At 61.7% G+C, this 12,248-nt stretch carries 4 protein-coding genes and 1 tRNA gene; 3 read left to right on the top strand and 2 right to left on the bottom strand.

The features are described 5' to 3' along the window. Positions 1-20: 20 nt before the first annotated feature. Both pbpC and CHC01_RS10775 read right to left on the bottom strand, forming a co-directional pair. Complete coding sequence (gene pbpC / locus CHC01_RS10780) at positions 21-2,138, bottom strand: penicillin-binding protein 1C (protein ID WP_244558299.1); 2,118 nt, start codon at positions 2,136-2,138, stop codon at positions 21-23. An 86-nt stretch (positions 2,139-2,224) separates the two neighbouring features. Continuing rightward, positions 2,225-7,444 carry an alpha-2-macroglobulin family protein gene (locus CHC01_RS10775; protein WP_089264275.1) on the bottom strand — a complete coding sequence of 1,740 codons (5,220 nt, stop codon included), beginning with the start codon at positions 7,442-7,444 and terminating at the stop codon, positions 2,225-2,227. Positions 7,445-7,953: 509 nt separating this feature from the next. Here CHC01_RS10775 and CHC01_RS10770 point away from each other — a divergent pair. From CHC01_RS10770 to CHC01_RS10760, 3 genes are all read left to right on the top strand, one after another. Beyond that, on the top strand, positions 7,954-8,307 hold the full coding sequence (locus tag CHC01_RS10770) for a hypothetical protein (RefSeq protein ID WP_089264274.1): 354 nt from the start codon (positions 7,954-7,956) through the stop codon (positions 8,305-8,307). A gap of 270 nt (positions 8,308-8,577) precedes the next feature. Continuing rightward, a tRNA-Arg gene (locus CHC01_RS10765) sits at positions 8,578-8,654 on the top strand. Positions 8,655-9,059: 405 nt separating this feature from the next. Then, positions 9,060-10,967 (top strand): hybrid sensor histidine kinase/response regulator, encoded by a 1,908-nt coding sequence (locus CHC01_RS10760; protein ID WP_089264273.1) that lies wholly within the window; start codon positions 9,060-9,062, stop codon positions 10,965-10,967. Positions 10,968-12,248: the final 1,281 nt, after the last annotated feature.

Genomic DNA, 12,248 nt, shown 5'->3' with positions numbered 1-12,248 from the left:
GACAACCAGTTAGCCCGTGCTTATTGGATTCTGACCACAACTGTGTCTGCGGTGCCCATGGCGTCCATGACCGTCAGCCGGACGAAACCCGGACCAGGCGGATCGACCAGCCGCTGGCGCCGGCTGTCGAGTTCCCCGGCGGCCATGCCGTTGACCAGAACGGTCATGGGCAGCACCCCGCCGGCCACCTTGACCGGTACGGCCGAAAGCTGCCCCTCGCCGCCACTGGTATCGATCCGGGAACCGTTCAGCGGGAACTGGATGTGCAGGGCCTGATCGCTGCCGGTACGGATCAACTCGCCGACCGGGCGGAACCGGCGCAGCGGCAGCGGCAATTTTGCATTACTGGCCATCAGCACGCCCTTGGGCGCCTTCGGCAACGAAGCCGGCAGCTTGCCGGTCCGGGCAAAGGCATCGAACAGGATCGGAGCCGCCGCCGTACGACCGACCAGGCCGGGCACCGGCGCGCCATCGGGCCGGCCGACCCAGACGCCGATGGTCATGCGTCCGTCGAAACCGACCGACCAGGCGTCGCGATAGCCGTAGCTGGTGCCGGTCTTGAAGGCGATCCGGTTATGCGCGGCATTCTCCGGCGGCGGCGTGCCGATCAGGACATTGCCAACCTGCCAGGCTGCGACCGGATCCATCAGCCGCAACGACTCGCGATCGTCGCCGCCATTGGCCTGCATGATCTCCCGCAGCGGCTTCGAACTGCCGAGCCGCGCCACGCCCGTATAGAGCTGGACGAGGTCCTGCAGCGTAATGCCGACGCCGCCGAGACCCATGGCGAGACCGGGCGCCTCACCCGGCGGCAGCACCAGATTGCCGCCCGCCTGTTTGAGCCGTGACGACAACCGCGACGCGCCAACACGATCCAGCAGCGCAATAGCCGGCACATTCAGTGAGAGCTGCAGCGCCTTGCGCACCGGCACGGTGCCCTGAAAGCTCATGTCGAAATTCTCCGGCGCGTAACTGCCGAAGCGCACCGGCCGATCCTCGATCAGGCTTTCCGGATGCACGAAGCCATCTTCAAAGGCGAGGCCATAGATGAATGGCTTCAGCGTCGAGCCCGGAGAACGCACCGCGCGGGTCATATCGACCTGCCCGGCGCGGCGATCGTCGAAATAGTCGGGCGAACCGACATGGGCGAGCACGTCGCCACTCTCGTTGTCGACTGCGATCAGACCGATGGAGATATTGTTGCCCAGTGCCGCCGCGCGGTCATGCGCGAGGCCTTCAAGCGCACGCTGGATCCCGGCATCGAGCGCCAGCTTGATGATGGGGCGATCCCTGTGCAGCGACATCGCCTGATCCGCAGAATGCGGCGCCAGGATCGGCATCGGCTTGCGCAGCTTTGGCACGCTGACGGATTTCGCCTGCATGGCATCCGCAGCCGACACCCTGCCCTCGCCGACCATGCGTTCAAGCACGCGGTCGCGCGCCACGCGCGCATTGCCGGGATGACGATCGAGCCGGCGGTGTTCCGGCGATTGCGGCAGCGCTACGAGCAATGCAGATTCCGCCAGCGACAGCCGTTTGGGCTCCTTGCCGAAATAGGCGATCGACGCGGCGCGAAGACCTTCGAGATTGCCGCCGAACGGCGCCAGCGCCAGATAGAGATCGAGGATCTGATCCTTGCTCATCTGCCGCTCGATCTGCAGCGCGCGGACGGCTTGTCTGATCTTCGCCGATATCGAGCGTTGCTGCCGTGGTTCGATCAGCCGTGCAAGTTGCATGGTGATGGTCGAGCCACCCGACACGATCTCGCCGCGCGTCACGAGTTGAAGCGCGGCGCGGCCAAGCGCCAGTGGATCGACGCCATGATGGCTGTAGAAGCGCTTGTCCTCATAGCTGAGCAGTATGTTGAGATAGCCGGGATCAACGGACGTCCTCGCGTCGACCGGAAGCCGCCAGCGTCCGTCGGTCATGGCATAGGCGCGCAGGAGCTTGCCGTTGCGATCGATAACGGTGGTGGAGATTTTGCGGGCCTGGTCGAGCGGCAAAGGGCCGATGGAGGCCACCCACGCGGCGGTCGCTGCACCAGTCAGGACCACAACTACGGCGGCAGCGGCGACAGCCTTTCGGATAAGCCACCAGCCTCTCCTCACGTCGTGGCCGGGCTTGTCCCGGCCATCCACGTCTTGCCCACGATCCACACAAGAATAGATGGATCCCCGGGACAAGCCCGGGGATGACGGAGTGTGTGGTGTGGATGTGCCCTCGTTCATTTCGCCTTCGCGACCTCGACACTGCCCGTCCCCGTCCGCCCATAGCGCGACGGGTTATACATGTCCTCCACATAGGCCTGCGGCAGCACGTATTTGCCGGGCGACACTGCGCGGACGATGTAAGCGACGGTGAACACCGCCTTGTCGTCGCTCTTCCGGTCGATCGCCGCTGTGAAGCGGTCGTCGCGGAATTCGGTGTTCTCAGGTTCTTCGCCATCCTCGATCCAGTCCAGCGTGCCGCTGTCGCCCGACGACACCAGATGCGGATTGTCGATCTCGAAACCGGCCGGCAGATAGTCGGCCACCATGATGTGCCCGTATTCCGGCTTGGCCTCGGTGATCTTCAGCACCACGGCAAAGCGATCGTTCTGCTTGGCCTTGGTGACGTCGGCAGGCTTGCCGTCGAGCGTGAAGTAATTGCGCTCGATCTTGAAGCCGTTGGATGCCGCCGGCTCTGGCGTGATCGGCGAACCGGACACCGAGACGACCGCCTGCACTGGCGTATCGCCAGTGTTGGTGATCTTGATCGGTTGCCCGGACATCTCCGCCGCCTTGTAGCTGCGATAGAGAGCGGTCTTCACAGCCGAGCCGTTGACGTCGAGCGCCAGCGTGTTGGCTTCCTTGGCCAGCGCACGCGACGCCAGCACCAGCCACGCATTCTCCTGCGTGGAGGTGAACGGCGTCAGGCCGCGCGCGGCTTCAACACGCTGGACGGCCTGCGTCAGCGTTGCCCGCGGAGCATTGCCTTCGCTGGCCAGCGATACCAGCGCCGCCGCGTCGCGGAGCGCCGAGCCATAATCGACGCGGCCGAACTCGATGATCGGCTTCGGCGCGAGGCTCTCAACCGCTGCCGCGTAGACGCGTTCTGCACGGGCACGGTCACCGACCAGCGCCAGTGCCGCCGCCAGCTGCGACTTGGCGATGGGCGTCGCCAGGTTCTTCAGTTTGGTGTCGGCGAGATAGCGCAGATCGCCGATCGGCGCAGTGCCGTTCTTGGCCAGCACATAGAGGCCGTAAGCGAGATCGCGACCGCCGTCCTTCTCCGGTTCGTCAGCATTGACGACCGAATTGCGCACGCGGTCCAGCGCGGCACGGAACAGCACGTCCGGCACCACAAACCCCTTCTCGCGAGCGCGGGTCAGGAAGTCCGTGACATAAGCATCGAGCCAGGCATCGTCACCGCCCGCCGACCACAGGCCGAACGAGCCGTTCGAGCCCTGACGAGCCAGTAGTTTGTCGATCGAGTCCTTGATGCGCTGATCGACACCGGTATCCATCGCCAGATGCGCGCCGGCCGCGAGATCGTTTACATAGAGGAGCGGCATTGCGCGGCTGGTGATCTGCTCGGAGCAGCCATAGGGATAGCGATCCAGTGCCTTGAGGATGGTCGCTGCATCAAGTGCTGTGGACAGGCTGACCGACAGCGAGACGCCGCCGGTGCCCGATACGAGATCGGAGAACATGTCCGACGTCAGCGTCAGGCTTTCGCCCTTGGCCAGCGTGCGGATCGAGCGACGCGCCAGAACCTGCGTGGCTGCCTTGACGTCCAGCACATAGTGCCGTGCCAGTGTCAGCCCGTTCGGTCCCTTGATATCGACATCGAGCTGGGCCGTGCCGGCACCGGATGCATCGATGGCCAGTGCCATCGAGGTCCGCTGTTTGGCGGCGAGCTTGATCGTCGTCGCCGGATTGCCGGTCACCTTGACGGGGCCGGAGGTCTTTACGGCGATGGTGTAGTCGCCCGGTGCGCCTTCGACATTGTCGAGATCGAAGCTCATGGTGCCCTTGTCACCGGACAGCAGGAACCGCGGCAGGGTCGCAGTGAGTACCACGGGATCGCGCACCGTGACGTCCACAGTGGCGCGGCCGAGTTTGGTCGCGGTCCAGGCCACGGCCATCACGCGGGCAGTGCCGGCGAATTCGGGAATCTCGAACTCGATCTGCGCAGTGCCGTCGGCGGCCACGGTGACGATGCCGGAATACAACGCCATCGGCTTCTGGGTGGGCGGCGAGCCCTCGATCTGCGCACCGGCACTATCACCGCCAGTGCGCAACTGGCCGCGGGTACCCTGCATGCCGTCGATCAGCTGCCCGTAGATGTCGCGAATTTCCGACGTCATGCGGCGCTGGCCGAGATAATAGTCATCCGGCGCCGGTGGTTTGTAGTTGGTCAGGTTGAGAATACCGACATCGACCGCGGCAACGACGATCTTGGCGTCCTCACCGGGATTGAGCCCGCCGAGTTTCACCGGCAGCTTCAGCGTCGAGCTCGGCCGGATCAGCGCGGGCGGCGACAGTGCAACGTCGAGCGTGCGTGCTTTTTTGTCGATACCGAACCACTTCAGGCCGATGGCACGGCCCGGCATCCGCTTCGCGGCGGTGTCCATCGGCCGGCGCAGCGTGGCCACCACATAGGCGCCCGTGCCCCAATCCTTGCCGACTGGGATCTTGATCTGCGACTGGCCTTCCTTGACGGCGATGCTCTGGGTCGTCAGCAGGCGGTCGCCGAGCACATTGATTGTCAGAAGGCCGGCTGTGCGGGCATTGACCGAAACGATCATGGTTTCGCCCGACAGATATTCCGGCTTGTCGATGGAGGTCTCCAGCAGGTCCGGCGTATCGGCGCTGCCGTCGGAATACCAGCCGACATCGAACTGCACTGAGGTGATCGGGCCGTCGGCTTCATTCGATTTCACGTCGAGCCGATAGCGGCCGGGCTGCGGCTGCAGCGAGATACGGGCCGGAGCATTGGCGGCAACGGTGAGATCGCCATCGGCAACGCGCTTGGTCGATTTGACCGGTTCATAGTCCCAGGACGAATTCTGCCGATACCACTGGTAGCGGGATTCCATCTTGAGCAATTCATAACGCAGGCCGCTGCGCGCCAGCGAGGTTCCCTCCGGCGACACGACCACGACGTCGAAAGCGGCGCTGTCCCCCTCGGCCACGTTCTTGTCCTTGAACAGCGGCTTCACGCCGATCATCGGCGCGCTGGGCGCAACCGGCAGTACGAACTTGCGCTCGACGGCACGGCCGCCGGCTTCGGTCATGCGGATGAAGATCTGCGCCTCCTGCGGCCGCGTCGAGGACGGCGGCTTGGCGAGGCTGACCGGGAACGTCGCGACACCATTGGCATCGGCCTCCGGCAGGCCTTCGATCGGCGTCCGCTCATTGCTGGCGCTTTCCTCGTCGGTAACGCCGAACTGGTAGCCAGCGAATCCTGGGCGGTTCGCGGCAGGGCTGACAAGCAGATCGCCTTCTAGCTGCAGGCCCGACGCGGGCGCGCCATAGAGGAAACGACCATCGACTTTAAGTTCTACAGGAGCATCAGCTTTGATTAGCTTGTCCTTGGAAGATATATCGAATTCAATCCGATCCGGGACGTAATCCTCGACCATGAAAGTGGTCTCGCCGACCGACGGCGCCTTCGGATCGGTGAAGGCACGAACGCGCCAGGTGCCCGTTGGAACCGCCGAATTCAGTGGCAGCGTCAGGCTGCGACCGCCTGCGCCCTGATCAGGCAGGACGGTGCGGCGGAACTCGACGCCATCGGGGCGCTCGACCACGAGAGTCATTGGGCCCGAGGTCACGGCATTGCCCTGCCCGTCGCGCAACAGCGCGGTGAGATAGACCGTCTCGCCGGAGCGATAAACGCCGCGCTCGGCATAGACGAAGGCATCGGCACCGGCAGGAACCGCGCGGCCGGAGACGCCACGATCACTGAGATCGAAGGCGTTCGATTTGAGACTCAGGAACGCATAGTCGTTCTTGTCTGATGTCACCGTCAGTAGTGCCGGCGACAGACCGCCCTCGCCCTTGGCGAGCCCCGCCTCGAACAGCACATGGCCGGAGTCGTCGGTCTTCCTGGTCGCAAGAATCTCGTTGTTGCGCGCGACCAACCGGACGTCGGCCTTGGCCATCGGATCGGTCGAAGCGAGCGAATTGACGAACACGTGGATGCCGTCATTGCCCGAGAAAGCCGTGAGACCAAGATCCGACACGATGAACCACTGGGTCGCCAGCGAGCCGTCGTCATCGCCACCGCCCGAGCCCGGCCCCTTGGCCGCCGCGGTCATCACATAGACGCCTGGCTGCAGCTCGCCGATGGCCTGATCGACGGGGAATGCCGTGGTGACGTCGGCATTGAGCGTCGACGCCGTGGCCAGCTCGCCGGTCCAGACCTTCATCCCGCGCTCGTCGCCGAGGCTCTCGAGCTGGTACTTGCTCAGTGCCGTCTGGAAGTCGCTGCCGATGACGGTGTTGATCAGATTGCGGTCGCCGATCCGGAACACATTGACGGTGACCGACTGGGTATTGACCGAGACCACGGGGATGCCCTGCTGGCCGGTGCGTGGCAGCACATAGGCACGGCCGGTGAAGCGCACGAACGGCTTGCGATCGCGCACGTAGATGTTGAACTCGGCCGACTTCGGCAGACTCTCCTTCACCGTCGACGGCAGACCGGCCCGCAGGTTGATATTGTAGCGCTCGCCATGCTTGAGGCCCTCGACGCAGAGCTGCTTCTCCTCGGAGGTCAGTGCCGGCTTGTCACTGCCGGCGAGCGCCAGGAACGGCGCGAAATCGACCCGCTTGGCGAGTTCTTCCGAGAACTGGAAACAGGCGCGCGGCGAAGCGGAATCCGAGTCCACGGTGTAATCGAGCAACCGGAAGCCGTGATCGTCGCGTAGTTTTTCATACTGGCCGCGGACGTCGGCGACCTCGCGCATCTCGAGCGACAGGCGCAGCGCGTCCAGCGCCGGGCGCCACAGTTTGCGTTCTTCCATGGCCCGGCCGAGCACGGCCAGCGCCTCGGCCTCCTCGCCGGCATTGCCGGCGCGCTGATAGGCGATATAGGCCGCTGTCGCAGCGCGCTCGCGCAGGAAGGTGGTTTCGGACGAGGTTGCCGGGCGGATCTGGAAGATCGTCTTGGCGAGCCGCAGCCAGTTGGCGCTGTCATCGGGCGCAATCGCCACGATCTGGCCCAGCGTCTGCAGACCGGCCCGGAAATCCGAGCGTTTGAAGGCGGCGTCCGCGTCGGTGCGCAAAGTTGCCGCGCTCTTGGCGACAGGCCCTGCCTCGCTCTTGATCTGCGCCTCGAGCTTGATCGCGGAATCCGCCAGCTCATCCCGTCGGAAAGCCTTGTCGGCCGCGTGAGCCGAGACGAAGCCGAACGCCAGCGTGGCGCAGACAGTGACGGCGCGAACCAGACCAATCATGGACAACTCCCCTGCACGGACGAATGCCGCCTGGATTCAAATGTGCGTAAAAACGGTGACGGACTCATGGCCAGCTTGTTCGCGAGTCTCTCAACCGGCGCAACACGAGACACGACGATTGCTGGCAACATCATGTGACGAACCCGGGTAACTCAAATCGCAGCCCCACGCGCAAGCCGCGGGCATCATGGCGGCGAGCCCTGCCGAAAGCAAAGCCACGTCACCGCCGATTGGTCGCGCCTGTGTGGGAAACGGTTCGAGCACGCGCCGACGATTTTGGTGACAGTTTTACAACGGGTCATACGCGCATGAACGGCCGGCCCGGCCCGCGATCGCCCCCTACGCGTTTTAATCAAACGCGACACGTTAAGACTAAAAGCAGCCTGTTGGGGACGACCGGAGATCACGGGTACCCAAGTCTTCCAGCTGCGGTCAGATGGGTGCGCCTTGCGGCATAGGACGATCACGGCGATCGCCCGACCGTTCGGTCGTTCTGGGCGCATCGCATCATGATCGAACTTCTTTTGGCGACAAGTTCACTGGCGGGCCTCGCCGTCGGACTCGTCGGCCCCGTCTGGGTCATTGTCGTGACGACCGTGCTGGTCGCTGTCCTGTCCGCCGTCGTGACATGGGGCCAGGGATTTTCGGCGCTGGGCGGCGTTGCGGTCACGACCGGATGTCTGATCGCGTGCCAGATCTCCTATATGGCCGGCCGTTTCGTGACCAGGCAATACGGCTTCCCGGAGCAGCTATTTGAGGATGACGTCGACGGCGAGCCAGGCGAGACCGGCCAGCGCGGCATCTCCAGTGACAATGGCAAGGACGGCAAGCCACCATCGCGGCCCCCGCCGTCGGAGCCTTAGGGTCCGCCAGTCTGCGGACGCCGACTCTGCGAGACGATCCCCGAACGGGACAGGAATCGAAGCGACGTCGAAGGCACAGACGGACGTTCGGTTTTGGGACGAAAAGCGGATCAAGTCGGCACACTTTCTGGCTGAAATCGCGGGTTCACCGCTCAATCAGCAAGAGAAAGGCCAGCTCACCGACCGCCCAAACGCTTGAAAACCGTGTCCGAATCCGGCCAATTTACCCGGTCTGTCCAAGCCATACCGACGATGATATGACGACGCGCCGGTCCCATAGCTCAACTGGATAGAGTAACGGATTTCTACTCCGTGGGTTGCAGGTTCGAATCCTGCTGGGATCGCCACGTCATTTTCCGATTCCAATATTTTCAATGACTTGCAGTACATTATAACGCGGTAACTTTTTTCACGGTCAACGCGCCCCAATCAGAGACGCAGTCGTGGGTCTTTGCAGGATTGGCGTTTGTGATCGCACTGATCATATACGGATCGTGGATTGGACAGATCGCGACGAATTTTTCAAAGCTGCGGCGGCCTTCTTCGACGCCGCGTCGACTTCGCCTAAACAGCGCTTAACTCCCTGGCACTTCGTTAGTTCCGCCTCCGCCAAAAACTGTCTTCTTGTGTCCCGCGCATGACGGCTTACGCTGAAGACCTTGCGGATCTCTCCGTCGCCGTGCCGACAGCGGTGCAGCCTTGTGGGCACCGCCAAACCGGACACGCGTTAGTAGTTTCGCGGGAAGTGAACGATGGCAGAGACAAATAACGCTGGACGCGGTCTTTTCGAAAGCGAGCGCGCCTTTCGGCTCCTCGTTCAAGGCGTCACAGATTATGCGATCTATCTGCTGGACCTGAACGGCATTGTATCAAATTGGAATACAGGCGCCGAGAAGATCAAAGGATATTCCGCAGATGAAATCGTGGGTCAGCATTTTTCGGTTTTCTACCCCCCGGAGGATCGCGAAGCCGGACTTCCCGCTGCTGCGCTAGAGGCCGCGCGGCGGGACAAGCGCTTCGAAGCGGAAGGGTGGCGGATGCGTAAGGACGGTTCGCGATTTTTCGCTTCCGTCGTCATTGATGCCATTTATGAAGATGGTGTGCTTGTCGGTTTCGCGAAAATCACGCGGGACATCACTGAGCGGATGCAGGCGCGCTTCGCATTAAACGAGAGCGAGAACCATTTTCGCCTGCTGGTGGGAAATGTCACCGACTACGCTTTGTATATGCTTGATCCGGAAGGTCGGATCACCAGCTGGAACTTGGGCGGCCAGCGAATCAAGGGCTATCTTCCCGAAGAAATTATCGGACAGCACTTCTCGCGATTTTACACCCGTGGTGATCGCGAAGCGGGAAAGCCGGCGCGTGCTCTGGAGACTGCCCGTAAGAACGGCCGTTACGAGGAGGAAGGCTTACGCGTTCGCAAAGACGGCACGTTTTTCTGGGCGAGTGTGGTCATCGATCCCGTCCGCAATGATGCAGGCGAGTTGATCGGCTTTGCCAAGATTACGCGCGACATCACAGAACGACGCCTGGCGGTGCAGCAACTTGAAAATATGCAAAGGCAGCTGGCTGAATCACAGAAGATGGATGCGCTCGGTCAGCTGACCGGTGGAGTGGCACATGACTTTAATAACCTGCTTATGGCGGTTACCGGTAACGCTCGGCTTATCAAGCGCCACGCCATTGACCCTCGCGTGGTCAAGGCAGCAGAAGCGATTGAGGCAAGCGTTCGCCGCGGGGCGGCACTGACGCGCCAACTGCTGACTTTTGCGCGGCGCCAACAAGTCGACCCGGTGCTGCTTGACGTTGGAGAGACTGTGCAAGCTGTACGCGAAGTCTTGGCCACAGTCCTAGGCAGCGCGATAAAGCTCGAAATCTCCGTACCCGCCGGAGTCTGGCCGGTCTTCGCGGATCCGACCGAGCTCGAGACCGCAATCATCAATCTCGGCATCAATTCTCGTGATGCCATGCCCGACGGGGGCACGTTGACGATCACAGCAGAAAATCATCGTGTCGCGGACGGAGAAGATATAGGCGAGCATGTGAATATCAAAGTGATCGATACCGGCGCTGGTATTCCTGAGGATGTCATTGCGAAGGTGTTCGATCCCTTTTTCACGACCAAGCCTGTCGGCAAGGGAACGGGATTGGGGCTCTCGCAAGTCCATGGCTTTGTCAACCAGGCTGGCGGCAGTGTAGAAATCAAAAGCAAGCTCGGCGCAGGCACGGAAATCGTCATTCGGCTCCCGCGCGGAGAGGGCCATGCTGGCGTGCATGAAGCAGAGGTTCTGGCCGAAGGTGCCGGCACCGTTCTTCTCGTTGAAGACAATCCAGATGTCGCAACCTCCAGCACCGTTCTTTTGGAAGAGCTGGGATATCGCGTGAAATGGGTAACGGACGCAGAGTCCGCAATGCGCGAGATTGAGCGCGACGGCATCGACATTGTATTTAGTGATATTGTGATGCCGGGAAAGTTGGATGGTCTCGGCCTCGCTCGCAATCTCAGACGGAGTCACCCGCACATGCCGGTGGTGCTTGCGACGGGCTATAGTGACGCCTCCCGGAAATCAGGTTCAGAGTTTCTGCTATTGCGCAAACCCTACGAGCTTCACGAACTCAGCAATGCATTAGAGACCGCTCGCAGCAGTGTCGCTTGACAGCATCCTCTGACCATCCATGTGAAGCGCGCCGGTCGGGCCGGCTCTGGCACCGCCTTCTGTGCCAAACCGGTTTCGGAGGTGACCTCCTTCACAACCGCGAATTTGTTGCGCCGCAGAGCGACCTATGGCGCCGGACTCGGCTCGGAACGATATTCGATTACTGAGATTGATCAAACCGGCACGAAAGCAGCGCTCCCGATGCAGATCCCCTACGGTATTTCGGGTGATTTATTTCTCCGAGCCTCTTTACGTCTGATTTGTTGAGCGCAGAATGAGGTCCGTTCTGAAGTGGGGAGGAAGCGATGAAAGAGCTTCTACATGCACGAGCAATGGAGAGCATGTGTCGACAGCGCGCCTCGTTTTTTCCCGAGGAAAGTTGGAAATTTCTAGCCGAAGCCGAAAGGTGGAAGCATCGGGCGCTTGATTTGATCAGCGACCATCACGTTGACTGTAACCAGCCAACTCTGCCAGATGCTGCTGAACCTTCTCACATTCACGCGTCACGCTAGGTCTTTCATTTCGGCAACGCTGGAACTTTTTCAATGCGAGCTGCGCCGCATCTTTCGAACTAGCACGCGAAAGCTGATGGCCCGATATCGATAGGCCCGCTCTTCGCGGGCCTTGCGATACTTTGTCTCATGGAACTACACTCATCTTCTTGTCGTTGGTTCAACGCGCCCGCTGTTTTGCGAAATGGTGGAGTGTTTGTCGCGCGGTGAAACCTAGGACGTCGATGGCTCCCACAAAGCTCCAACGAAAAGCGATCGCAACAGCAGTTCAATTGAGGGCCATGTCTCGAAGGTGCAAAGAGTTCGCCAAATTCGTCGGATTTCGGTCAGTATCAGATCGGCTGAATGTTTTGGCGGCGAAATACCAGGAAGAAGCTTGGCAGGTTGAGGAACGCGCTGGACTGCACTTGAACGGAGGGGATCCCGACGAGCCCTCGAGCGGATAGATTTCAGGCGAGAAGGTCTGACCATGGCCTGGAATGCCGGCGGCCGATTTACTGATGGAAGCCCAAGCGATCGCGTCATGCGACGAGCCGGTTACACGCGGCCGCGACACAGCACCACGTAGATTACGCTCTGTCGCTCGCGGAACACTGCACGTTCTTAGGCAAGAGTAGAACGTGCTCGACAGCCTAAGCGATGAATGCCCCGCGTGCTGAAGGCCGGTTCGTCATGAACATCAGCAGTCGCTGCCTTGAGCCTTCGCCCCGTCGGCCTGCTGCGCCGCAGTTGGCTTCCCTTGCATTTGCTTCTGGGCATCCTCAGATGA

This window comes from Tardiphaga sp. OK246 (genome assembly GCF_900188215.1).
In the GTDB taxonomy this organism is placed as follows: Bacteria; Pseudomonadota; Alphaproteobacteria; order Rhizobiales; family Xanthobacteraceae; genus Tardiphaga; species Tardiphaga robiniae.
The sequence above is the reverse complement of the archived record's forward strand: the minus strand, read 5'-3'. Positions and strand labels throughout refer to the sequence as shown.

What these genes read in the sequence shown, in the direction of transcription:
- CHC01_RS10775 (WP_089264275.1), bottom strand. Translation starts at nt 7,444, where the DNA reads ATGATTGGTCTGGTTCGCGCCGTCACTGTCTGCGCCACGCTGGCGTTC.
- CHC01_RS10770 (WP_089264274.1), top strand. Translation starts at nt 7,954, where the DNA reads ATGATCGAACTTCTTTTGGCGACAAGTTCACTGGCGGGCCTCGCCGTC.
- CHC01_RS10760 (WP_089264273.1), top strand. Translation starts at nt 9,060, where the DNA reads ATGGCAGAGACAAATAACGCTGGACGCGGTCTTTTCGAAAGCGAGCGC.